The sequence below is a fragment of the Achromobacter sp. ISS7 genome (assembly GCF_056523125.1).
Window position 1 is genome coordinate 2,294,070 of sequence record NZ_JAWRZD010000001.1, and the last position, 22,258, is coordinate 2,316,327.

The window sequence follows — 22,258 nt, forward strand, 5'->3', positions numbered from 1 at the left end:
TACCAGAGGACCGCGCCCGCGCGCCGGCCGCATCACGTTCAATCGGTCAGCAGGCTTTCCGCCACCGCCGCCAGGTTGGCGATGTGCGCGTCCATTTCTTGCGGACGGGGGTCGTCGATATTGCCCGCCCCGGCAGTGCGCAGTCGCAGCGTCAACAGCCCGCCATCCTCGGCGGTGAACTGGATGCCAAAGACCCAATCGACGCCCTGCGCCCTGGCCACCAGCGTGACCCAACCCGCCTCGGGTTCCAGCATGGCCCGCGCGCGCAGCAGGCCGCGTTGCGCCAGCGCGGGCGGCGCGGCATCGGCAAAGCGCCGCATGGCCGCGAGCGGAGTCGGGATGCCGCCGCCCAGGGCGATCTGCACCAGTTGCAGCGGCGGTGTCAGCAGGCGGTGCGAGAACAGGCGCGGCAAGGGAATCGCGTCAGGCACGACAATCCCTGCCGTGCCGAGCCACACGGCGCCCCCCGCCGGGGCCGAGGCCGGGGCCGGCATCGGCGCGCCCGCTGGCGCCACCGCCGCGGTACGCGGTTGCTGTCCGGTGGATGCACAACCCCCGAACAGCACCGCGGCCAGGGCCGGCAACAACAGCTTGGGCAGACGCCGCCACAAGCCGCCGCCCGCTCCCTGCGGCCAGGCTAGGATCGATCGACGCATTCCTGGCCCTCCGGTTTGTCGTGGAGATCTCGGAATTCATCCAGATTGGCAAGCGGTTTCAGGTTGCGCTTCTCCAGCTGGAAGCACGCGTTCAAACCGCGCAGCAACAGGAAGCGCTCTTCGCCACCCAGGGTCTTGGAGAATTTGTCATCCGCCAGCTTCAGGGAAATATCGTTCAGGGTGTTCTTATCCCGATAACGCGCCAGCCGTTCGCCCAGCGTATACGCCGTCAACGCAGCCTGCAGCCGGTCCTGCGCATCGCTGACCTGTTCGATCGACGCGCTGGTGCCGACCTTGCCCAGCAGCGAGGTCAGCGCCACCGACTTTTCCAGCACCGACTTGGGCACGATGCTCTCGAAGGTGCCCACCGACACCAGCGCGGTCGGCACGTTCAGCGGCGCGGCGCCATCCATCACCTGGTTGGTGCGGGTGTTGTAGGTCAGCGCCTTTTCCCAGAAGCCGCGCGTGCCGGCCACCGGGCGCCCCACCACCACATAGGTGCCCTGCTTGAGCAGCCCCAGGTTGGAGCCGGCCGACTGGCTCACCGCCGACTGCGAATACAGCTGCACGCTGTAGTCCAGCACCATGCGGTTGCGCTGGTTCGCCAGCACCAGCTCGGCGGCGGTGAAGGCCACCCCCACCAGCGGCGACACCAGCGGATTGTTGGCCAGGCTCGCCGCGCCGTTGGCCACGCCCTGCGCCCGCTGCAGCGCGCGCAGGGTCTCGGCGTTGCGTTCGGTGGTGACGTCCATCACGCGCAGCCGGAACGACGGCGCCACGCGCTCGTCCCAGCGCTGCACGTAGTACACCAGCAGGTTGGAGAAGTTCAGGGATTGGTCGGGCTGCACGCCGCGCTGATACCAGACCACGATGGACTGATTGCTGCCGTCGTCCTTGGCGGCGATGTCGAGGATCACCGCGTAGTCCGCCGGGCCGTCGATGCCGGCGGTCTTGACGCCGGCCGCGTCCTTCAGCGCCGGGATCTCGACCGACCGCATCATGATCGAGAGCGGCGCGTTGGCGGGCACCGCCAGCTGCCGTTCCGCATCCGAAGACGCCGGCGCGCCGGCCTGCTCCAGCACGCGCGCGCGTTCGTCGTCACCGGGCTTGAGATAGAAGATGCGGTTGTCCGCGTAGATCGGGGTATGCACGGTGTAGGCATCGCCGATGCGCGGCTCGCCTCCCGCGCATCCCGCCAACAATCCCGCCACCAGCCCCAACATGCCCCACCGCAAGACGGCGCCTTGCCGCCGCAGGCCGGCCCGACGCCGGCGCATGAATACGAAAGCCATACTTGCTCCGCAAGAAAAGGCCCGCAATGGATCGGAACAACGCCCAAGCCCGGCGCGGCGGTCAGGCGGCGCTCAACACGCTGCCCGTTCCTCGGCCAAAGCTTCCCGCCAGGACGGCGGGCGGGAATGGTCGGCATTTTTATCATTATGTTTCTTTTTGTCAAACTCTCGCGCAAGGCATGCCGCGCCTGCCGCCGGGCGCGCATCGCCGCCAGCGGCTGGGCGCCGGGCGGGTATCACCACGGTTCGAAGGTGGCCCGGATCGGCGCGTAGCCGGGGCCGAGCGCGCGCTGGATGGCGTCGGCCCGCATCATGGCCCGGAAAAAGCCCTGCAGGTCGTCCGCGACGCGCCGTATCCGCGCATAACGCATGCCGATCACATGAATCGGGAACTCGCCGGACGGCAACGGCCGCGCGGTGTCCCAGCACAGCAGTTCGCCGTTGTGGCCGCCGCCGAAGAAGAACAGGCGATCCAGCTCCACGGGCGGGAAGGCGGGATCCTGCTCCAAGGCCTCGTCCTCGCCGATCTCGACGCCCTCTTCCCGCCAATGGGCGCGCATCTCGGCCAGGTTTGCCCGCCAGTGCGCGTGGTGCCCGGCCAGCGCCGCCCCACCGGGCGGCACGGGTAGTGGCGGGCAGACATAGAACAGGCCGCCCACCGAACCCGGCCCGACCTGTTCGCTGAAGCTGCGATAGCTCGGCGGCAGCGCCAGGCCGGTCAAGGCCCGCGCCTGAGTGAAATCCCAGGCCAGGCGCCGGGCGGGCGCGAGAAAACTCCAATCGGCAGTCGACATGGCGGCATCCAGAGGCAGGGACGCCGATGATAGCCGGCGGGCGCGGCCGGCCCCTATGCCGCGCCCAGCAGCCCGGGTCGCCCTTCGTGCGCCGCCTGCGCGCGCTGCTGGATGAACTCGATCATCATGGAAATCGCGCGCGGGTGATGGCGGTTGGGCATGTACAGCATGTACATGGCGCGGCCGAAGATGCTCAGCCGCCATTGTGGCAAGGCGGGCAGCAGGTCGCCGCGCGCGATGTCGTCATGCACCACGTAATCGGGCACCACGCCGATGCCCAGCCCGGCCAGGGTCGCCTCGCGCAGGAAGGCGTAGTTGCGTGAAATGACGGTGGGCTCCAGCACCACGTGCTGGCGCGGCTGGCCGCCGTAGTAGGCCGACAGCCGCAGCGGCCGGCCGATGACGGCGGCGCTGATGATGGGCAGGCGCGCCAGCTCCGCCGGCTTGTCCGGCAGGCCGCGGGCGCGCGCGAAATCGCGCGAGGCACAGGCCACGTAGCGCACCTGGCCCAGTTCGCGCGCCACCAGGTTGTGCGGCGGCTCGGACATGATGCGCACGGCGATGTCGACCTCGTCGCGCAGCAGGTCATCGACGCTGTTCTCGAACAGCACGTCCAGCACGATGTCGGGATAGGCCTGCTTGAACTCGATCAGCCACGGCATCATCACGAACTGGCCATAGCCGCTCGGCACGCTCAAGCGCACCTTGCCCTGCGGCGTCTTGCCCAGCGTTTCGACGGCCTCGCGCGCCGCCGCCAGTTCGTCCTGGATGCTGCGGCCGTGCTGGTACAGCTTGAGTCCGATTTCAGTGGGCTCGACGTGGCGCGTGGTGCGCCGCAGCAGCTGCATGCCGACGGCGCGCTCGAGCTGGGTCAGGTGGTAGCTGACGTTGGCGCGCGTCATCTTCAGCCGGCGCGCCGCTTCGCTCAGGTTGCCCGCGTCCACGATCTCCACCAGCAGGGTCAGCGCTTTCGTATCCATGTCGAATCTCCCGGACCCGCGCTGGCGTTGTCCATTGCATCCCGGCGGTCCGGTGGCATTGTCAAATTATCTTATCGTCATTGTCAATTATGGATGCCATTGTCAAGACTTCTTTGCTGGGAAAGAATAGACGGATACAAGACGGGCCGTTCCTGGCCCGCCAGGCGCCGCGACAGCGCCGCGTTCGCCCCGGGACCCGCCGGCACAGAGGCCTTTCCGCCTCGCCGCGCCATCCCGGCCTGGCCGGCGCGGGCGGCGACCCTACCGGAGACACTGTCCCATGGCAGCCAGCAGCCCCGCCGGCGCGGTCCACACGCGCCGCGACGCCGACGTTCTCGTCGTCACCATCGACCATCCGCCCGTCAATGCCCTGAGCGCCGAGGTGCGCGCCGGCCTGCTCCAGGCCATCGATCAGGCCCAGGCCGATCCGCAGGTGCGGGCCGTGCTGCTGACCGGCGCCGGCAACAACTTCATCGCCGGCGCCGACATCCGCGAATTCGGCAAGCCGCCGCGGCCGCCCGCCCTGCCCGACGTCTGCAACCGGATCGAGGCCAGCGCCAAGCCGGTGGTGGCCGCGCTGCACGGCGCGGCGCTGGGCGGCGGGCTGGAAGTGGCGCTGGCCGCGCACTACCGCGTGGCCCTGCCCGGCGCCAAGCTGGGCCTGCCCGAAGTGACGCTGGGCCTGCTGCCCGGCGCTGGCGGCACGCAGCGCGCGCCGCGCCTGATCGGCGCCGCCGCGGCGCTGGACCTGATGCTGTCGGGCAAGCCGATGACGGCGCAGGCCGCCGTCGCCGCCGGCCTGGCCGATGAACTGGCGGCCGGCGCCGACCCGCTGGCCGCTGGCCTGGACTACACGCGCCGCCTGCTGGCGCGCAACGCCGCGCCGCGCCGCAGCCGCGACGGCCAGGCGCTGGCGGACAAGGCCGCCGCGCTGGCCGCGATCGACGCCGCCGGCCAGCGCATCGCCGCCACCACGCGCGGCCTGTTCTCGCCGGCGAAGATCCTCGAGGCGGTGCGCGCCGCCGTCGAATTGCCGTTCGACGAAGGCCTGCGCACAGAACGCGCGCTGTTCCTGCAATGCCTGGACAGCCCGCAGCGCGCCGGCCTGATCCACGCCTTCTTCGCCGAACGCGAAACCGCCAAGATCCCCGAACTGAAACAGGCCAGGCCGCGCCGGCTCGAGCGCGTCGGCGTGATCGGCGGCGGCACCATGGGCGCCGGCATCGCCGTGGCGCTGCTGGACGCCGGCCTGCCGGTGGTCATGGTCGAGCAGGACGACGCCGCGCTAGCGCGCGGCCGCCAACGGGTCGAGCACGTCTACGACCTGCTGGCGGGCAAGGGCCGCATGAGCGCCGACGAGCGCGCCGCCCGCCTGGCGCGCCTGGCCGGCGCCACCGACTACGCGGCGCTGGCCGATGCCGACCTGGTCATCGAGGCCGTGTTCGAGGACATGGACGTGAAGCAGGCCGTGTTCGCGCAACTGGATCGCGTGGTCCGGCCCGACGCGGTGCTGGCGACCAACACCTCGTACCTGGACGTGGACCGCATCGCCCAGGCCACGCGCGACCCGGGCCGCGTGCTCGGGCTGCACTTCTTCTCGCCCGCCAACATCATGAAGCTGCTGGAAGTGGTGGTCGGCCGCGACACGGCGGCCGACACCGTGGCCACCGGCTTCGAGCTGGCGCGCCGCCTGCGCAAGATCGCCGTGCGCGCCGGCGTCTGCGACGGCTTCATCGGCAACCGCATCCTGGCGGTGCACCGCCAGGCGGCCGACATGATGATGGAGGATGGCGCCTCGCCGTACGACATCGACACGGCCGTGCGCGACTTCGGCTATCCCATGGGTCCATACCAGATGGTCGACCTGGCCGGCGGCGACATCGGCTGGGCCACGCGCAAGCGCCGCGCCGTCACCCGCGACCCGGCGCTGCGCTACGTGCAGATCCCGGACCGCCTGTGCGAGCGCGGCTGGTTCGGCCAGAAGACCGGCCGCGGCTTCTACCTGTATCCCGACGGCGCGCGCCACGGCACGCCCGATCCGCAAGTGCTGGCCATCATCGCTGCCGAACGCCAGCGCGCCGGCGTCGCGCCGCGCGCCTTCGGCGCCGAGGACATCCAGCGCCGCTACCTCGCGGCCATGATCAACGAGGCGGCCAACGTGCTGCGCGAGGGCATCGCGCTGCGGCCGTCGGACATCGACATGGTGTTCCTGTCGGGTTACGGCTTTCCGCGCCATCGCGGCGGACCGATGCACTACGCCGACCGCGTCGGGCTGGCCAACGTGCTGGCCGACATCCGCGCCTACGCCAAGGAAGACCCCGCGTTCTGGAAGCCATCGCCGCTACTGGTGGAACTGGCCGAATCCGGCCGCGATTTCGCCAGCCTGAACCAGGCCGCCTGACCCCACTCACCCAACGGAAACCGATATGCGCGAAGCCGTCATCGTCTCCACCGCCCGCACGCCCATCACCAAGGCGCAGCGCGGCGAATTCAACCTGATCGCCGGGCCGACCCTGGCCGCCCACGCGGTAAGCGCCGCGGTCGAACGCAGCGGCATCGACCCCGCCCTGATCGAGGATGCCTTCATCGGCTGCGGCTACCCCGAGGGCGCCACCGGCCGCAACATCGGCCGCCAGGCCGTGATCCGCGCCGGCCTGCCGGTCAGCATCGGCGGCGCCACCGTCAACCGCTATTGCGCCTCGGGCCTGCAGGCCATCGCCTCGGCCGCGGCGCGCATCGTGATGGACGGCGCGCCCGCCATGATCGCGGGCGGCGTCGAGCTGGTGTCGCAAATCCGCACGCGCGACGACGGCGTCAGCGGCATGGACCCGTGGATCATCGCCAACAAGCCCGAGCTGTACCTGCCCATGATCGAGACCGCCGACATCGTCGCCGCGCGCTACGGCATCAGCCGCGAGGCGCAGGACCGCTTCGCCGCGCAGAGCCAGGCGCGCACCGAGGCCGCCCAGGCCGCCGGCCGCTACCGCGAGGAGATCATCGCCGTCACCACCACCATGGCCGTCACCGACCGCGCCACCGGCGCCGTGTCGGAACGCGAGGTCACCGTCGACCAGGACACCTGCAACCGTCCGGGCACGACCGTCGAGGCGCTGGCCAAGCTGGCGCCGGTGCGCGGCCCGGACCAGTTCGTGACGGCGGGCAACGCTTCGCAGCTGTCGGACGGCGCGGCCGCCTGCGTGCTGATGGAGGCGGCCGAGGCGCAACGCGCCGGCATCCGCCCGCTGGGCGCCTTCCGCGGCCTGGCGATCGCCGGCTGCGAGCCCGACGAAATGGGCATCGGCCCGGTCTACGCCGTGCCCAAGCTGCTGGCGCGGCACGGCCTGAAGGTCGACGACATCGACCTGTGGGAACTGAACGAGGCCTTCGCCTCGCAGGCGCTGTACTGCCAGGAACGCCTGGGCATCCCGATGGAGCGGCTGAACGTCAACGGCGGCTCGATCGCGCTGGGCCACCCGTTCGGCGTCACCGGCGCCCGCCTGGCCGGCCACGTGCTGCTGGAAGGCCGCCGCCGCGGCGCCCGCTACGCGGTCGTCACCATGTGCGTGGGCGGCGGCATGGGCGCGGCCGGCCTGTTTGAAATCTACTGAGGAATCGCCCGATGGATCTGGAATTCACCCCCGAAGAAAACGCCTTCCGCGACGAGGTCCGCGCCTTCCTGGCCGCCCACCTGCCGGCGCGGCTGTCGGCCAAGGTCACGCAGGGCAAGCTGCTGGCGCGCGCCGACATGGTCGAGTGGCACGCCATCCTCAACCGCCACGGCTGGCTCGCCAGCCACTGGCCGGTGGAGTACGGCGGCACCGGCTGGAGCACGACGCAGAAGTACATCTTCGACAACGAATGCGCGCTGGCCGGCGCACCGCGCATCGTGCCGTTCGGCCTGAGCATGCTGGGCCCGGTGCTGATCAAGTACGGCAACGAGGCGCAGAAGCGCCACTGGCTACCGCGCATCCTGGACGGCTCGGACTGGTGGTGCCAGGGCTATTCGGAACCCGGCGCGGGCTCGGACCTGGCCTCGGTCAAGACCACCGCGGTGCGCGACGGCGACCACTACATCGTCAACGGCCAGAAGACCTGGACCACGCTGGGCCAGTACGCCAACATGATCTTCTGCCTGGTGCGCACCTCGAACGAGGGCCGGCGCCAGGAAGGCATCAGCTTCCTGCTGATCGACATGGCCAGCCCCGGCGTGCAGGTGCGCCCCATCATCACGCTGGACGGCGAGCATGAAGTCAACGAGGTGTTCTTCTCGGACGTGCGCGTGCCGGTCGAAAACCTGGTGGGCGAGGAAAACCGCGGCTGGACCTGCGCCAAGTACCTGCTGACCTACGAGCGCACCAACATCGCCGGCGTCGGCCAGTCGACCGCGGCGCTGGAACGCCTGAAGACGGTGGCCGCCAGCCAGAAGAAGAACGGCCGCCCGCTGGCCGACGACCCCGACTTCGCGGCGTGCCTGGCGCGGGTGGAAATCGAGCTGGCCAACATGCGCACCACCAACCTGCGCGTGGTCGCGGCGGTGGCCGGCGGCGGCGCGCCAGGCGCCGAAAGCTCGATGCTGAAGATCCGCGGCACCCAGATCCGCCAGGAAATCACTGCGCTCAACCGCCGCGCCATGGGCCCCTACGCCCGCCCGTTCGTCGCCGAGGCGCTGCACGAGGGCCACGACGCCGCGCCGATCGGCCCCGAGGGCGCCGACAGCGCCGCGGCGCAGTACTTCAACAACCGCAAGCTGTCGATCTTCGGCGGCTCCAACGAAATCCAGAAGAACATCATCTCCAAGATGATCCTGGGACTGTAAAGGCCGGCCATGAACTTTGAACACACCGAAGACCGGCGCATGCTTGCCGACATGCTGCGCCGCTTTGTCGCCGAACAATACGACTTCGCCACGCGCGAACGCCACGCCAAGATGGCGCAGGGCTACAACCCCGAATTCTGGCGCCGCTACGCCGAACTGGGCGCCATCGGCGCGCTGTTCGCCGAGGAACACGGCGGCCTGGGCGGCGCGGGCTTCGACATCAGCGTGGTGTTCGAGGCGCTGGGGCGCGGCCTGGTGCTGGAACCCTTCCTGGACGCGCTGATGGTCGGCAGCGCCATCGCGCGTGCCGGCAACCCCGCGCAGCGCGAGGCGCTCGACGGCCTGATCGCGGGCGGCATCACCGCCGCGCTGGCCGCGACCGAGCCCGACGGCGGCTACGCGCTGAACGCGGTGCGCACTCGCGCCGAACGCAGCGGCGACGGCTGGGTGCTGAACGGCGCCAAGGCCGTGGTGGCGGCCGGCGAACACGCCGACCTGCTGCTGGTGTCGGCCCGCACCGGCGGCGCCGAGGACGACGAGGCCGGCATCAGCCTGTTCCTGGTCAGCGCCGGCACCCAGGGCGTGGCGGCGCGCGGCTACGAACTGATCGACGGCGGCCGCGCCGCGGAGCTGACGTTCGAGAACGTGGCGCTGGGCGCCGACAGCCTGCTGGGCGAAGCCGGCGCCGGCCTCGCGCTGCTGGAACATGCCACCGGCCGCGGCATCCTGGCGCTGTGCGCCGAGGCCGTGGGCGCGATGGACTGCGCCCGCGACGCGACGCTGGAATACCTGCGCACCCGGCGCCAGTTCGGCGTGCCGATCGGCAGTTTCCAGGCGCTGCAGCACCGCATGGCCGACGTGCTGCTGGAAATCGAGCAGGCGCGTTCGGCGGTCATCAACGCCGCCGCCGCGCTCGACCACCCCGACCGCGCCACGCGCGAACGCGCGCTGTCGGCCGCCAAGTACACCATCGGCCGCATCGGCACGCTGGTGGCCGAAGAGAGCATCCAGCTGCACGGCGGCATCGGCATGACCTGGGAGCTGCCGCTGGCGCACTACGCCAAGCGGCTCGTCATGATCGACCACCAACTGGGCGACGAGGATCACCACCTGCGGCGCTACATCGCGCTGGGGCGGGCCTGAGCGGCAAGGAGCACATCATGACGCAGGCCCCTATGGACCCACCCATCGACCCACCCATCGCCCCGCCCCTCGGCCGGCCCTTCTCGGCGCCGTTCCCGGTCCGGACCGCCGCCGACGTGCAGCGCCTGGCCGCCCGGCCGCTGGCCGAGACGCTGACGGTGCAAAGCACCTACGAGATCTTCCGCAACGCGGCCGCCGCCTTCGGCGACCGCCGGGCGCTGACGTTCCTGCGCAGCGCCGACCCCGACGAGCCGGCGATCAGCTGGAGCTACAACGAACTGCTGGCCGGCATCCACCAGACCGCCAACCTGCTGCACAGCCTGGGCGTCGGCCCGCGCGATGCGGTCGGGGTGCTGCTGCCCGGCTGCCTCGAATACCACCTGGCGCTGTGGGGCGGCGAGGCCGCCGGCATCGTGCAGCCGCTCAATCCGCTGCTGACCGAGGACAAGCTGGCCTCGCTGCTGGCCACCGCCGGCGCCAAGGTGCTGATCGCCTACGGCTCGGACACCGAATGCGAATCCTGGTCCAAGGCCCTGCGGCTGCGCGAGCGGGTGCCGTCGCTGCGCACGCTGCTGCGCGTCGCGCCGCACGACGAGACGCCATCGCAACGCCCGGCGCTGCCGGACTTCGCGCTCGACTTCAACAGCGCGCGCGCCGCCCAGCCGCTGGACCGGCTGCACAATCAACGCGTGATCCGCGCCGACGACATCGCCGCTTACTTCCATACCGGCGGCACCACCGGCGCCCCCAAGCTCGCCATCCACACCCACGCCAACCAGGTCTTCACGGCCTGGGCGGCGGTGCAGCTGCAAGGCGCGGGGCCGGGCGACGTGGTCATCAACGGCTACCCGCTGTTCCACGTGGCCGGCGTGCTGCCGGCCTCGCTGGCGGCGCTGTCGGCCGGCGTGCAGACGGTGATCCCGACCACGCTGCTGCTGCGCAACCGCGAGGTGCTGCGCAACTACTGGCGGCTGGTCGAACGCCACCGCGCCACTTCGCTGCAGGGCGTGCCCACCATCCTGGCGGCGCTGGCCGAGATTCCGCTGGACGGCGCCGACATCTCCACCCTGCGCTACTGCCGCACCGGCGCCGCGCCGCTGCCGGCGGAACTGGCGGCGCGCTTCGAGCGCCTGTTCGGCCTGCACGTGAACGAAAGCCTGGGCATGACGGAGATGGCCGGCATCACCTCGATCACGCCGCCCGGCTCGGACTTCCCGGTCAATTGCGTGGGCTTTCCGCTGCCCTACGTGCAGGTGCGCGTGGTCGGCCTGGATGCGCCCGCCGGCCAGCCGGCGCGCGACCTGGCGCCCGGGCAGGCCGGCATGCTGCTGTTCAAGTCGCCCAACGTGATTCCGGGCTTTCTCGACCCCGAGGACACCGCCCGCGCCTTCACCGAGGATGGCTGGCTCATCAGCGGCGACGTCGGTTTCCTGGACACGGAAGGCCGCCTGCACCTGCAGGGCCGCGCCAAGGACCTGATCATCCGCGGCGGCCACAACATCGATCCCAAGACCATCGAGGACGCGCTGGCCTCGCACCCCGCGGTGCGCATCTGCGCCGCCGTCGGCGCGCCCGACCCCTACGCCGGCGAACTGCCGATCGCCTTCGTCACGCTGGCCGAGGACGCCGAGGTGTCCGAAGCCGACCTGGTGGCCTATGCCGCCGCGCACGTGGACGAGGCGCCGGCCCGGCCCAAGCGCGTGATCGTGCTCGAGACGATGCCCATGACCAACGTCGGCAAGATCTACAAGCCCGACCTGCGCCGCCTGGCCACCGCGGTCTCGGTGCAGGCGCTGGTGGCGCGCCTGCTGGAACAGGCCGGCCTGCCGCCGGACAGCCCCTTGCTGCGCGTGCATCCCGACGCGCAACCCGACGTCGCCGTGCAAGCCGACGCCGCCCTCCCCGCGCCGCTGAAGGAGCAGTTGCGCGAGGCATTGCACCGCCTGCCGGTCAAGGTCGCCCTGCGCGACTGACCGGCGCCCCATAAAAAAACCACACTGGAGACAAGCCCCCATGGCCCATCAACCCCTGCGCCGCGCCTGCGTCGGCGCCCTGCTGCTGGCGCTGGCCGGCGCCGCCCTGGCGCCCGCCGCATCGGCGCAAAGCGCCTTTCCCAACCGCCCCATCACCCTGATCGTGCCGTTCCCGGCCGGCGGCTCCACCGACCGCCACATGCGCATCGTGGCGCAGGACGCCTCCAAGTACCTGGGACAGCCGGTGGTCGTCGAGAACCGCCCCGGCGTCGGCGGCACGCTCGGCCCGGCCACCATGTCGCGCACCGCCAAGCCCGACGGCTACACCGTCGCGCTGTATACGCTGGCGATGCTGCGCATGCCGTACATGCAGAAGACCTCGTGGGATCCGATCAACGACTTCACCTTCATCCTGGGGCTGTCGGGCTATACCTTCGGCTTCACGGTGCGCGCCGACTCGCCCTACAAGACCTTCAACGAATACATCGAGGCCGCCCGCAAGAACCCCGGCAGCGTCGACTACGGCTCGACCGGCGTGGGCTCGTCGCCGCACCTGCTGATCGAGGAAGTGGCCATCAACGCCAAGGTCAAGCTGAACCACGTGCCGTACAAGGGCAATGCCGACATGCAGCAGGCGCTGCTGGGCGGCCACGTGATGGCGCAGAGCGACGCCACCGGCTGGGACCAGTTCGTGGACTCGGGCAAGATGCGGCTGCTGGTGACGTTCGGCGACAAGCGCACCACGCGCTGGCCCGACGTGCCCACGGCGCAGGAGCTGGGCTACAAGGTCGTGTCGACCTCGCCGTATGGCCTGGCCGGCCCCAAGGGCATGGACCCGGCGGTGGTCAAGACGCTGCACGACGCCTTCAAGAAGGCGCTGTTCGATCCGGCCAGCATCGAGATCATGAAGCAGCTGAACCAGGAGCCGGCCTATCGCGACAGCGCCGACTACAAGGCCTGGGCCCAGGCCACCTACGTCAAGGAAAAAAGCCTGATCGAATACCTGGGACTGATGGCCAAGGACTGACGCCCCCTTCGCTTCGTCCAGGACGGGCCGGACGCCTCGCAGCGGCCGGCCCGTTTTTTCATTGGAACGCGGGCTTGTAGGCGTACAGGCCGGGCGCGCCGCCCGTCATCACGAACAGCACGTCGCTGCCCGGCGCATGGCAGCCGGCGCGCACGTCGGCCAGCAGGCCGGCGAAGGCCTTGCCCGAATACACCGGATCGAGCAGCAGCCCTTCGCTGCGCGCCAGCAGGCCGACCGCCTCCAGCATGGCCGGTGTCGGCACGCCGTAGGCCAGGCCGCGCTGGCTGCCATCGACCAGGATGTCGTTGGGCGCCGGCGCCGGCGCCGCGAAGCCGGCCGCCTGGCCCTGGGCCAGCAGCGCCAGCGTGGCGGCGGTCAGGTCGACCGTCTTCGCCTTGGCCACTTCCGCGTCGGCCAGCGTGGTGAACGACTGCACGCGGGTGGCGGGCAGGCCCGCCGCGACCACGCCCGCCGCCAGGCCGGCATGGGTGCCGGCGCTGCCGTTGGCCACCACGATGCGGGCGAAATCCACGCCCAGTTCACGCGACTGCGCCAGGATCTCCAGCGCGCAGGCGGCATAGCCCAAGGCGCCGACGGGCGTCGAGCCGCCCAGCGGCGCCAGGTAGACGCGGCGCCCCGCCAGCTCCAGCGCGCGCACCCGCTCCAGCGCCGCGGCCATGGCGTCTGCGCCCGCGGGCAACGCGTGCACGGTCGCGCCCAGCAGGCGGTTCAGCAGCATGTTGCCGTTTTCCTCGTAATCGACGTCGTCGCGCGGCACCACCCGGCCCAGCACCAGCTCGCAGGCCATGCCGGCCCGGGCCGCGGCCGCCGCGGTCAGGCGCGCGTGGTTCGATTGCAGGCCACCGACCGTCACCACCGTGTCCGCGCCCTGTTCGCGCGCCTCGCCCAGCAGGAACTCCAGCTTGCGCAGCTTGTTGCCGCCGCCGCCCAGCGACATGTGGTCGTCGCGCTTCACATAGAGGCGCACGCCGTTGGCCGCGGCGCCCAGGGCCGCCTCCAGTCCGGCCAGGCGCTGGATCGGCGTGGGGCCGTCGAGCAAGGCGTAACGGGGAAAGCGCTGCAACGCGGATGAAAGGCCTGTGGACATGGAAAATTCCAGAAAAATGGGCGGGGACCGACGGCGCCAGCCGCCGGTGGAAAACGCTGACCGCAGCAGGATACGCCAAGACAGGCGCCCGATTGATCAGGACTGGCATGCCGATTGTGCGGAAAGCGGCATGAATCCGGCCTAGCTCCGCGCCGCCTGCCGCATCTGCTCGAAACAGAACTCGCGCGCGATCCGGGTGGCCGGGCTCTCGCTGCGCCCGCGCAGCGTGACGAAGGCGAAATGCGCCGCGATGTCGAAATCCGGCGGCGGCGGCACCTGCGCCAGCCAGCCCTCGGCCACCGGCCCCGCGGCCGACGCCAGCACCCCGAGGTAGACCGCGTCGGAGCGCGCGGCAATATCGAGCAGGCCGGCGATGTCCTCGCTTTCCATGTGCAGTTCGAAGCCGTCCGGCCGCGCGGCCGCGACGCGCCGCCGGATCTCCGGCGACAGCCCGGTGGACATCACCGGATACGCCAGCACCTGCGGCAGCGACGGCGCCGGCCCCGCGAGCAACGGATGGTCCGGCCGGCAGACGAATCCCGACGCCAGGCTCGGCATGGCCGCCACCTCCAGATCGGCCTCGTTGTCCAGCGTGCGCACGTGCACCACCAGCGCGTCCAGCGCGCGTTCGCGCAGGCTCGCCAGCAGCGCGTCGGTCGGCCCGCGCGACAGCCGCACGCGCAGGCGCGGGTAGGCCGCCATCATGTGGCGCATCAACGGCACGCTGAACAGGGCACTGGGCGCGGCCCCCAGGCCCAGCGCCACCGCGCCGGCCTCGCCCTGCGCCAGCAGTTCGGCCTCGCGCCGGATCTCCTGCACCTCGGCCAGCACCCGCCGCGCCCGCCGCGCCACCTGGCGGCCCAGCGGCGTGGCCTCGTTGCGCTTGCCGATGCGGTCCACCAGGGGCGCGCCCAGCTCGGTCTCCAGCAGCTGGATGCTGCGGCTGAAGGCCGGCTGCGACAGATGCAGCGATTCGGCGGCCCGGGTGAAGGAGCCGGTTTCCAGCAGCGCCACCAGGTGGGCCAGTTGCGACAGATTCATGCGGACTCCCGACGCTCCGTGTCTCGATCAATCATGCATAAAACACATTGTAATCAGCCAATCAATCGATTGGACAGATGAAACCGGCACTTCTAGCATTCCAGAAAACATCACCACATCACAAGGGACACCATGAAAAAGCTGCTGACCGCCCTCGCCACCTTGCTTGTCCTGACGGGCGCCGGCCCCGCCGCCGCCGCCGACTACCCGGTCCGCCCCGTATCGCTGATGGTGCCGTACCCCGCGGGCGGCGCCAGCGACATCACCGCCCGCGCGTTGCAGGGGCCGATGACGCAGGCGCTGGGCGGGCAGGTCATCGTCGAGAACCTAGGCGGCGCCAACGGCGTGCTCGGCGCCAACCGCGTGCTGGGCGCGCGCGGCGACGGCTATTACCTGTTCCAGGGGTCGCCCAACGAGCTGATCCTGGCCGGGCTGACCAATGCGTCCGTCACCTATGCGCCGCAGGCGTTCCGGATGATCGCGCCGGTGGCCACCTCGCCCTACGTGGTGATGACCCGCGCCGACCTGGGCGCGGCCAACGTCGACGAGTTGCTGGCCCTGGCGCGGCAAAGCAAGGTTCCGTTGACCTATGGGTCGGGCGGCGCCGGTTCGATGATCCACCTGATCACCGCCGCGCTGTCGCAGCGCACCGGCGTCACGCTGACGCACATTCCCTATCGCGGCGCTTCGCCGCTGCTCACCGATATCGCCGGCGGCCAGATCGACTTCGCCATCGTGCCGTACCAGGCGAACTACGAAGACCTGCGCCGCGAAGGCCGCATCCGCATCATCGGCACGCTCAACCGCGAGCGCCTGCCGATGCTGCCCGACGTGCCCAGCGTGCAGGAAAGCGCCGGCCTGAAGGACTTCAACTACACCATCTGGACCGCCTACATGGTCAAGCAAGACACGTCCGACGCGGTCGCGCAGAAGCTGCACGACGCGGTCACCGCCGCGCTGGCCGACCCGGCCGCGCGCAAGACGCTGCTGGCCCAGGGCAAGATCCTGTTCCCGCCGCAGACGCTGGCCGAAAGCGAGGCCTTCTACGCCGACCAGACCGCGCGCCTGACCGAACTGGTGCGCGTCAGCGGCTTCAAGGCCGACTGACCGGCCCGGCTCGCCAGGCGCGACCGCTCTCCCCCCTCCCACCTGCCCCCTTTCTTCCCGATTGATGGAGTTTGCATGTCCGACACCGCCATCCAGTCCGTGCTGACGCACCTGGACGCCCGCCAGCCGCTGATCGAGGATTGGCTCAAGGCCTTCCTGCGCATTCCCAGCGTCAGCGCCGACCCCGCCTACGCCGATCACATGGCGCACGCCCGCGAATTCCTGTGCCAGCGCCTGCGCCAGGAAGGCCTGCGGCAGGTGCAGCTGCTGGAAGGCGGCGGCGAGCCCGCCGTGTACGGCGAGTGGCTGGGCGCGCCCGGCAGGCCCACGCTGCTGATCTACGGCCATTACGACGTGCAGCCGGCCGACCCGTTGGCGCTATGGCGCACGCCGCCCTTCGAGCCGGCCGAGATCGATGGCCGCCTGTACGCGCGCGGCGCCTCCGACGTCAAGGGCTCGACCACGGTGGCGCTTGAAGTCGTGTTCGCCTTCCTCAACACCGTGCGCGATTGCCCGGTCAATATCAAGGTGTTCATCGAGGGCGAGGAAGAAACCGGCAGCCCCACCTTGCGGACGCTGATCGAGCGCCACGGCCCCCTGCTGGCGGCCGACGCGGTGCTGTCGGCGGACGGCGGCCGCGCCAGCGCCCAGGTGCCCACCATCAACACCGGCGCGCGCGGCAATGCGGCGCTCGAGGTGCGGCTGCGCACGGCCGCCAAGGATCTGCATTCCGGCCGCTACGGCGGCGGCGTGCGCAACGCGCTGCACGACATGGCCGCGCTGCTGGCCACGCTGCACACGCCGGATGGCCGCGTCGCGGTGGCAGGCTTCGACGACGACGCCACGCCGCCCACGCCTCGCCAGCGCCAGGACACCGCCGCGTTTCCCTATGACGAAGCGGCGTTTTTCAGCGACGTGGGCGCGGCCAGCCACGGCGAGCCCGGCTACAGCCCGCGCGAACGCATCACGCTGCGTCCGGCCCTGGACGTCAACGGCATGTGGGGCGGCTACACCGGCGCCGGCACCAAGACCATCATCGCCTGCGAGGCGTCGGCCAAGCTGACCGTGCGCGTGGTCGAGGGCCAGGACCCCGCGCGCGTGATCCGGGCAGTCCTGGCGCACCTGCGGGCGCACTGCCCGGCCGGATGCGCGCTGGACGTCGTGTCCATGCACGACGGCTCGCCGGCCTCGACGCTGGCGCCGGACCATCCGCTGGTGCGCGCGGCTCAGGCGGTGCTGCGGGCCGAGGACGGCCGCGATCCGATCCACGTGCGGCTGGGCGCCACCGTGCCGATCACGTCGGTATTCAAGGAAACCCTGGGCATCGACACGCTGATGTTCGGCTTCAACCTGCCCGACGAGGACGTGCACGCGCCCAACGAGTTCTTCCGCCTCGGTTCGATCCGCGAGGGCGTGCGGGCCTGGACCCGGCTGCTCGATGCCCTGGGCCGTTATCAGCCAGCGGCGTTCCGCGCCTGACCGCGGCGGCGGGCCCGGGCCACGCCCGGGCCCCGCGTGGCGGCCTTCCGGCGGGCGCGAATGGCGCGCGGACGGGCGGCCGCCAACAATTTTGGTATGCAATAAATGTTGCCAGGCCGGTATCGGATTTTGATAGACTGACCGCCTCGACAGCCCCACCCGGCCCCGCGGCCGCGTTCCATGACCCAGGAAGTACCCTCCGATCCCAGCGCCGACGATATCGCCAAGGCCATCGCCGCCGCCATCGTGGCGCACCGGCTGCCGCCCGGCACCCGCCTGCGCGAGGAGGCCCTGGCGCGGGTCTACAAGGTCAGCCGCACCAAGATCCGCGCGGCCCTGCTGATGCTGTCCAAGGACAAGCTGATCAATATCGTGCCGGACAAGGGCGCCTTCGTCAGCAAGCCCGACGCCAACGAGGCGCGCGAGGTCTACGCCGTGCGCCGCATCCTCGAGGCGGCGTTGGCGCGCGAGTTCGTGGCGCGCGCCACGGCGGCCGACTACCGCCGCATCGACGCCCACCTGGCCGAGGAACGCGCGGCGGTGGAGAGCGGCGACGTGCAGACGCGCAACCGCCTGCTGGGCGACTTCCACATCCTGCTGGCCGAGACCGTCGGCAACTCGGTGTTGACCGGCATGCTGCGCGAGCTGTCGGCGCGCAGCGCCGTGATCACCGTGCTGTATCAAAGCTCGCACGACGCCAGCTGCTCGTCGCGCGAGCACCACGCCTTCATCGAGGCCGCCCGCGCCGGCGACACCGCGCGCGCCTGCGCGCTGATGGACGAGCACCTGGAACACGTGCAGACGGCGCTCGACTTCGACGAAGACGGCCACGCCGCCAGCGACCTGGTCACCGCGCTGTTGAGCTGACGCGTGCCGCCCGCCGGCGGCTTGATTGCGCGCAAGGTTTGATTCCGCGCAAACAGCGCCGCGCCGTCCCCCGATACAGTGTTACGTAGCCGCCGCCTGTCGCGGCGGCTGCTGCACAAACACGGGAGACACCATGTACAAGCACATTCTCATTCCCACGGACGGCTCGCAATTGTCCTCGGAAGCCCTGGTCGAAAGCCTCAACCTGGCCAAGTCGCTGGGCGCGCGCACCACCATCCTCACGGTCGAGGAACCCTTTCACGTCTTCGCCATGGGCGCCGCGCAGGTGGCCCACAGCCTGAGCGAGTACCAGGACCAGATCCGCGCCCAGGCCGAACGGCTGCTGAGCGCGGCCGCCACCCAGGCGCGCGAGGCCGGCGTGCCGTGCGAAACGCTGCGCGCCACCGACGAGGACCCCTATCGCGCCATCATCAACGCCGCCGCCGAGCGCGGCTGCGACCTGATCGCCATGGCCTCGCACGGCCGCCGCGGCATGGCCGCGGTGGTGCTGGGCAGCCAGACCCAGAAAGTGCTGGCGCATTCCGCCACGCCGGTGCTGGTGTACCGCAAGCAACGATGAAATGCGCCGGCCCGCTTGCGGGCCGGCCGCCGCGATCGGCTCGCCCCCTCGACGCAGGCGCGGCCGATCCGGTCCCCCTCTCGCCCGGCACGCTCACGCGCCGGGATGCAGCAATTGCTCCATGCGTTCCTGGATCCAGCGCTCGGTGGCGCTTGGCGTGCGGCCCTGCAGCCACAGCGTGCGCACCGGCAGTGGCGGCAGTGATAGGCCGGCGCAGGGCACGCTGGCCAGATCCTTGCGATAGCCCTCGTACTCGGCGATGTTCAGCGGCAGGATCGCCCAGCCCAATCCGTCGGCCACCATCGCCGCGATGCTGTAGAAGCTGTCCGAGCGCCACGCCGACGGGCTCATCACTACATCCTCCACTCCTTCCATCTGCATCACCAGCTGGCGATGGCGCGCCAGGTCATTGCGCGTGACCTCGGGCATCGCCGCCAGCGGGTGGTCGCGCGCGACGAAGATGCCCTGGCCGACGTCGCCCAGGTAGCGATGGGCGAAGGCCGCGCCCGGGTCGCCGCGGTCGAAATGGAACGCCACGCTGGCGCGGCCCTGCTGCACGTAGTCGGCCACTTCGGTGGCGGTGCCGTTGAGCTGGGTCAGCTCCAGCGCCGGAAAACGCGTCGAGACCTCCCGCACCAGCACGGCCAGCACGCGGTCGGGCAAGGCTTCGTCCAGCGCCACGCTCAGGCGCGCATCCTGCCCGGCGGCGAACGACAGCGCGCGCTGCTCCAGGCCGCCCGCCTGGCGCAGCAGTTCGCGCGCTTCCAGCAGCAGCACCTCGCCGGCGCGCGTCAACGTGGCGTTGCGGCGCGAGCGGTCGAACAGCTCCACGCCCAGGTCCGCCTCCAGCAGGCCGAGCGAGGTGCTGACGGCCGATTGCGCCCGGCCCACCTGGCGGGCGGCCGCGGAAAACGAACCGGCGTCGGCCGCCGCCACGAAATGGCGCAGTTGTTCCAGGGTCCAGTTCATCGTCGCTCCCAAGCCCGCGGCCGCCGCATGGCCGCCCGATCCATCCATTTTATAGATGGATTCAAACTTTTTGTTATTGATATCCAGATGGAAAATACCGCGCGCTACAGGAGTAAACCTATGACGCAGCGCAATCCTTCTCACGCTGTCACCGCGGCCGCCCCCGGCCGCTGGCTGGTGCTGGCCATCGTGTCCAGCGCCCTATTGCTGATCGTGGTCGACATGACGGTGCTTTACACCGCCCTGCCGCGGCTCACGCACGAATTGGGCGTGACCGCCTCGTCCAAGCTCTGGATCGTCAACATCTACGCGCTGGTGGTGTCCGGCCTGCTGCTCGGCATGGGCACGCTGGGCGACCGCCTGGGCCACAAGCGCCTGTTCATGATGGGCCTGGCCGTGTTCGGCGCGGCCTCGCTGGCGGCGGCCTATTCGCCCAATCCGGCGGCGCTGATCGCGGCGCGCGCGGTGCTGGCGGTGGGCGCGGCCATGATGATGCCGGCGACGCTGTCGATCCTGCGCCTGACCTTCACCGACGAGCGCGAGCGCGCCGTCGCCATCGGCGTCTGGGCTTCGGTGGCCTCGGGCGGCGCGGCGCTCGGTCCGGTCATCGGCGGCATCCTGCTGGAGCATTTCTGGTGGGGCTCGGTGTTCCTGATCAACCTGCCGATCGTGCTGCTCGCCCTGCCGCTGGCGCGCCGCTACATCCCCGCCGGCAAGCCGGATCGCCAGCGCCCCTGGGACCTGGTCGGCTCGTTGCAGGTGATGGTGGGCCTGATCCTGACCGCCTATGCGCTCAAGGAGCTGGGCCGGGCCCAGCCATCGTGGCTGGACGCCGCGCTGGCGTGCGCCGGCGGCATCGCGATGCTGGCCGTCTTCGCCCGGCGCCAGCGCGCGCGGCCCTATCCGCTGATCGACTTCGCCATCTTCCGCAACCGCAGCTTCAGTTCGGCGGTGGCCTCGGCGCTGTTCGCCGCGGCGGCGCTGCTGGGCATGGAACTGGTGTTCAGCCAGCGCCTGCAGCTGGTGCTGGGCATGTCGCCGATCGAGGCCGCGCTCTACATCCTGCCGTTGCCGCTGGCCGCGTTCATCGCCGGCCCGCTGGCCGGCTGGCTGCTGCCGAAGGTGGGCAGCGCGCGCCTGCTGTTCGTCTCGCTGCTGGTGTCCGGCCTGGGCATGGGCGGCTACCTGTTCAGCTACGACGGCGGGCTGGCCGCGCAGATCACCAGCCTGTGCGTGCTGGGCGTGGGCATCGGCGCCACCATGACGGCCGCGTCCAGCACCATCATGCAGAGCGCCACGCCCGAGCGCGCCGGCATGGCCGCGTCGATCGAGGAAGTGTCGTACGAACTGGGCGGCGCGCTGGGCGTGACGCTGATGGGCTCGATCCTGTCGGGCGTCTACGCGCACACGCTGGACGTGCCGGCGGGCCTGCCCGCGGCCGGCGCCGGCGCGGCGCACGACAGCCTGGACGAAGCGCTGGTGGTGGCGCAAGGCCTGTCCGCCGAACTTGGCGACTCGCTGGCGCACCTGGCGCGCGGCGCCTTCGACGCGGGCTATGCCGCGGTCATCGCCACCGCCACCGTGATGCTGCTGGGCACCGCGGCGCTGGTGCTGGTGAACCGGCTGCGGGGCAACGCCGCGGCCTCCGCCCGCTGATCCACGCAACCGGCGTGCTTGGCGGCGAACGCGGCCGGCGCGCCTGGCGGGGCCGCCTAGCGGGGCGCCACCAGACTCAGCACGTAATCCAGGAACGCCGCCTCGTCCGGCAGGGCGCCGCCGCCCGCCGCGATGGCGTCGGCCACTTCCAGCTGGCTGTGCAGCCAGTACTGGATCAGCGCGCCGGTGGTGATCATGGCCTGCCCCGCGGGAATGTCGGCGCGCACGAAGCCGGCTTTCTGGGCCTGCGCGAACACCGGCACGAACAGCTGGTTCAGGCGTTCCGAGCGCGCCCGGCGCTCGGCTTCCTGCGCCCCCAGCACGCGCCACAGCTGGAAGCGCAGCGCGGCCGGGTGCGTCTTCCAATACTGCAGATAGCTGCCCACCATGTCCGGCACCGTGCGCGCCGTGACGGGCTGGCGCGTGATCGGCTCGATCGCGGCCAGGAAGTCCTCGGTGATGCATTCCCCCACCTTGGACCAGAGGCTTTCCTTGTCCTTGAAATGATGGTGGATCAGCCCGGGCGAGACCTTGGCCTCCTGCGCGATCAGCCGCATGGTCGAGCCGTCGAAACCCAGGCGGGCGAACAGCGTCAGCGCCGATTCGAGGATCACGTCGCGGGCGTCGGGCGTCGTGTATTGCGAGCGCAGCTCTGTCATGCCGGGGGTCTCGGTGATTGCGGAACCCGCCATGTTACGGGTCCGGAACGCATTGATCAATTGACTGACCAAACGTTTAGTCAATAGAATTGCGACAAATTCTCATTAACC

Annotated in this window: 19 protein-coding genes; 11 read left to right on the plus strand and 8 right to left on the minus strand. The window is 70.6% G+C overall.

Annotated elements, in window-relative coordinates; translation table 11 throughout:
• Nucleotides 1-38 precede the first annotated feature (38 nt).
• The 4 genes from AC1HFW_RS10320 to AC1HFW_RS10335 all read right to left on the minus strand — a co-directional run bounded on the left by AC1HFW_RS10320 (nt 39) and on the right by AC1HFW_RS10335 (nt 3,722).
• Complete coding sequence (locus AC1HFW_RS10320; protein WP_479283121.1) at nt 39-656, minus strand: hypothetical protein; 618 nt, start codon at nt 654-656, stop codon at nt 39-41.
• Nucleotides 638-1,948, minus strand: coding sequence for a hypothetical protein (locus AC1HFW_RS10325; protein ID WP_006395439.1), 1,311 nt, complete (start codon nt 1,946-1,948; stop codon nt 638-640). Before AC1HFW_RS10325 ends, AC1HFW_RS10320 begins: the two co-directional genes overlap by 19 nt.
• Nucleotides 1,949-2,184: 236 nt before the next feature.
• Entirely contained in the window at nt 2,185-2,742 is a 558-nt protein-coding gene (locus AC1HFW_RS10330) for an SMI1/KNR4 family protein (RefSeq protein ID WP_479283123.1), read from the minus strand.
• Nucleotides 2,743-2,795: 53 nt separating this feature from the next.
• Nucleotides 2,796-3,722, minus strand: coding sequence for a LysR family transcriptional regulator (locus AC1HFW_RS10335; protein WP_006395441.1), 927 nt, complete (start codon nt 3,720-3,722; stop codon nt 2,796-2,798).
• A 280-nt stretch (nt 3,723-4,002) separates the two neighbouring features.
• On the opposite strand from AC1HFW_RS10335, the gene AC1HFW_RS10340 reads away from it, so the two are divergent.
• Genes AC1HFW_RS10340 through AC1HFW_RS10365 form a run of 6 tightly spaced genes read left to right on the plus strand, consistent with a single transcriptional unit; the run spans nt 4,003 to nt 12,681 of the window.
• The gene (locus AC1HFW_RS10340) at nt 4,003-6,123 is read left to right on the plus strand and encodes a 3-hydroxyacyl-CoA dehydrogenase NAD-binding domain-containing protein (RefSeq protein WP_479283126.1); all 2,121 of its coding nucleotides are present in this window, start codon (nt 4,003-4,005) and stop codon (nt 6,121-6,123) included.
• A 25-nt stretch (nt 6,124-6,148) separates the two neighbouring features.
• Nucleotides 6,149-7,330: an acetyl-CoA C-acyltransferase gene (locus AC1HFW_RS10345; protein ID WP_006395444.1), complete on the plus strand. Its 1,182-nt coding sequence runs from the start codon at nt 6,149-6,151 to the stop codon at nt 7,328-7,330.
• Between the two features lie 11 nt (nt 7,331-7,341).
• Nucleotides 7,342-8,538, plus strand: coding sequence for an acyl-CoA dehydrogenase family protein (locus AC1HFW_RS10350; RefSeq protein ID WP_479283128.1), 1,197 nt, complete (start codon nt 7,342-7,344; stop codon nt 8,536-8,538).
• Between the two features lie 9 nt (nt 8,539-8,547).
• On the plus strand, nt 8,548-9,681 hold the full coding sequence (locus AC1HFW_RS10355; protein WP_479283130.1) for an acyl-CoA dehydrogenase family protein: 1,134 nt from the start codon (nt 8,548-8,550) through the stop codon (nt 9,679-9,681).
• 17 nt (nt 9,682-9,698) lie between these two features.
• Complete coding sequence (locus tag AC1HFW_RS10360) at nt 9,699-11,654, plus strand: acyl-CoA synthetase (protein ID WP_479283132.1); 1,956 nt, start codon at nt 9,699-9,701, stop codon at nt 11,652-11,654.
• 40 nt (nt 11,655-11,694) lie between these two features.
• Entirely contained in the window at nt 11,695-12,681 is a 987-nt protein-coding gene (locus AC1HFW_RS10365) for a tripartite tricarboxylate transporter substrate binding protein (protein ID WP_061070961.1), read from the plus strand.
• Between the two features lie 58 nt (nt 12,682-12,739).
• Here the strand turns inward: AC1HFW_RS10365 and AC1HFW_RS10370 are convergent, their stop codons facing one another.
• Nucleotides 12,740-13,789 carry a D-cysteine desulfhydrase family protein gene (locus AC1HFW_RS10370; protein WP_479283134.1) on the minus strand — a complete coding sequence of 350 codons (1,050 nt, stop codon included), beginning with the start codon at nt 13,787-13,789 and terminating at the stop codon, nt 12,740-12,742.
• A 141-nt stretch (nt 13,790-13,930) separates the two neighbouring features.
• The gene (locus AC1HFW_RS10375) at nt 13,931-14,830 is read right to left on the minus strand and encodes a LysR family transcriptional regulator (RefSeq protein ID WP_479283136.1); all 900 of its coding nucleotides are present in this window, start codon (nt 14,828-14,830) and stop codon (nt 13,931-13,933) included.
• A gap of 132 nt (nt 14,831-14,962) precedes the next feature.
• Here AC1HFW_RS10375 and AC1HFW_RS10380 point away from each other — a divergent pair, with 132 nt between their 5' ends.
• From AC1HFW_RS10380 to AC1HFW_RS10395, 4 genes are all read left to right on the plus strand, one after another.
• Nucleotides 14,963-15,937, plus strand: a complete 975-nt coding sequence (locus AC1HFW_RS10380) for a tripartite tricarboxylate transporter substrate binding protein (RefSeq protein WP_479283138.1) — start codon at nt 14,963-14,965, stop codon at nt 15,935-15,937.
• Nucleotides 15,938-16,012: 75 nt separating this feature from the next.
• Entirely contained in the window at nt 16,013-17,416 is a 1,404-nt protein-coding gene (locus tag AC1HFW_RS10385; protein WP_061070957.1) for a dipeptidase, read from the plus strand.
• Nucleotides 17,417-17,596: 180 nt separating this feature from the next.
• The gene (locus AC1HFW_RS10390) at nt 17,597-18,283 is read left to right on the plus strand and encodes a GntR family transcriptional regulator (RefSeq protein WP_479283140.1); all 687 of its coding nucleotides are present in this window, start codon (nt 17,597-17,599) and stop codon (nt 18,281-18,283) included.
• 133 nt (nt 18,284-18,416) lie between these two features.
• Nucleotides 18,417-18,863 (plus strand): universal stress protein, encoded by a 447-nt coding sequence (locus AC1HFW_RS10395; RefSeq protein ID WP_479283141.1) that lies wholly within the window; start codon nt 18,417-18,419, stop codon nt 18,861-18,863.
• Between the two features lie 93 nt (nt 18,864-18,956).
• Here the strand turns inward: AC1HFW_RS10395 and AC1HFW_RS10400 are convergent, their stop codons facing one another.
• Nucleotides 18,957-19,832, minus strand: a complete 876-nt coding sequence (locus AC1HFW_RS10400) for a LysR family transcriptional regulator (protein WP_061074294.1) — start codon at nt 19,830-19,832, stop codon at nt 18,957-18,959.
• Between the two features lie 120 nt (nt 19,833-19,952).
• Between AC1HFW_RS10400 and AC1HFW_RS10405 the strand changes: the two genes are divergently transcribed.
• The gene (locus tag AC1HFW_RS10405) at nt 19,953-21,488 is read left to right on the plus strand and encodes an MFS transporter (RefSeq protein WP_479283143.1); all 1,536 of its coding nucleotides are present in this window, start codon (nt 19,953-19,955) and stop codon (nt 21,486-21,488) included.
• A 56-nt stretch (nt 21,489-21,544) separates the two neighbouring features.
• Here AC1HFW_RS10405 and AC1HFW_RS10410 read toward each other — a convergent pair whose 3' ends face one another.
• Nucleotides 21,545-22,180, minus strand: a complete 636-nt coding sequence (locus AC1HFW_RS10410; protein WP_225856622.1) for a TetR/AcrR family transcriptional regulator — start codon at nt 22,178-22,180, stop codon at nt 21,545-21,547.
• Nucleotides 22,181-22,258: the final 78 nt, after the last annotated feature.

Bases quoted from the DNA above. Each gene is read 5' to 3' on its own strand.
- AC1HFW_RS10320 (WP_479283121.1), bottom strand. From the start codon at position 656: ATGCGTCGATCGATCCTAGCCTGGCCGCAGGGAGCGGGCGGCGGCTTG.
- AC1HFW_RS10390 (WP_479283140.1), top strand. From the start codon at position 17,597: ATGACCCAGGAAGTACCCTCCGATCCCAGCGCCGACGATATCGCCAAG.
- AC1HFW_RS10330 (WP_479283123.1), bottom strand. From the start codon at position 2,742: ATGTCGACTGCCGATTGGAGTTTTCTCGCGCCCGCCCGGCGCCTGGCC.
- AC1HFW_RS10345 (WP_006395444.1), top strand. From the start codon at position 6,149: ATGCGCGAAGCCGTCATCGTCTCCACCGCCCGCACGCCCATCACCAAG.
- AC1HFW_RS10380 (WP_479283138.1), top strand. From the start codon at position 14,963: ATGAAAAAGCTGCTGACCGCCCTCGCCACCTTGCTTGTCCTGACGGGC.
- AC1HFW_RS10375 (WP_479283136.1), bottom strand. From the start codon at position 14,830: ATGAATCTGTCGCAACTGGCCCACCTGGTGGCGCTGCTGGAAACCGGC.
- AC1HFW_RS10395 (WP_479283141.1), top strand. From the start codon at position 18,417: ATGTACAAGCACATTCTCATTCCCACGGACGGCTCGCAATTGTCCTCG.
- AC1HFW_RS10355 (WP_479283130.1), top strand. From the start codon at position 8,548: ATGAACTTTGAACACACCGAAGACCGGCGCATGCTTGCCGACATGCTG.
- AC1HFW_RS10340 (WP_479283126.1), top strand. From the start codon at position 4,003: ATGGCAGCCAGCAGCCCCGCCGGCGCGGTCCACACGCGCCGCGACGCC.
- AC1HFW_RS10335 (WP_006395441.1), bottom strand. From the start codon at position 3,722: ATGGATACGAAAGCGCTGACCCTGCTGGTGGAGATCGTGGACGCGGGC.
- AC1HFW_RS10350 (WP_479283128.1), top strand. From the start codon at position 7,342: ATGGATCTGGAATTCACCCCCGAAGAAAACGCCTTCCGCGACGAGGTC.
- AC1HFW_RS10405 (WP_479283143.1), top strand. From the start codon at position 19,953: ATGACGCAGCGCAATCCTTCTCACGCTGTCACCGCGGCCGCCCCCGGC.
- AC1HFW_RS10370 (WP_479283134.1), bottom strand. From the start codon at position 13,789: ATGTCCACAGGCCTTTCATCCGCGTTGCAGCGCTTTCCCCGTTACGCC.
- AC1HFW_RS10385 (WP_061070957.1), top strand. From the start codon at position 16,013: ATGTCCGACACCGCCATCCAGTCCGTGCTGACGCACCTGGACGCCCGC.
- AC1HFW_RS10325 (WP_006395439.1), bottom strand. From the start codon at position 1,948: ATGGCTTTCGTATTCATGCGCCGGCGTCGGGCCGGCCTGCGGCGGCAA.
- AC1HFW_RS10410 (WP_225856622.1), bottom strand. From the start codon at position 22,180: ATGGCGGGTTCCGCAATCACCGAGACCCCCGGCATGACAGAGCTGCGC.
- AC1HFW_RS10365 (WP_061070961.1), top strand. From the start codon at position 11,695: ATGGCCCATCAACCCCTGCGCCGCGCCTGCGTCGGCGCCCTGCTGCTG.
- AC1HFW_RS10360 (WP_479283132.1), top strand. From the start codon at position 9,699: ATGACGCAGGCCCCTATGGACCCACCCATCGACCCACCCATCGCCCCG.
- AC1HFW_RS10400 (WP_061074294.1), bottom strand. From the start codon at position 19,832: ATGAACTGGACCCTGGAACAACTGCGCCATTTCGTGGCGGCGGCCGAC.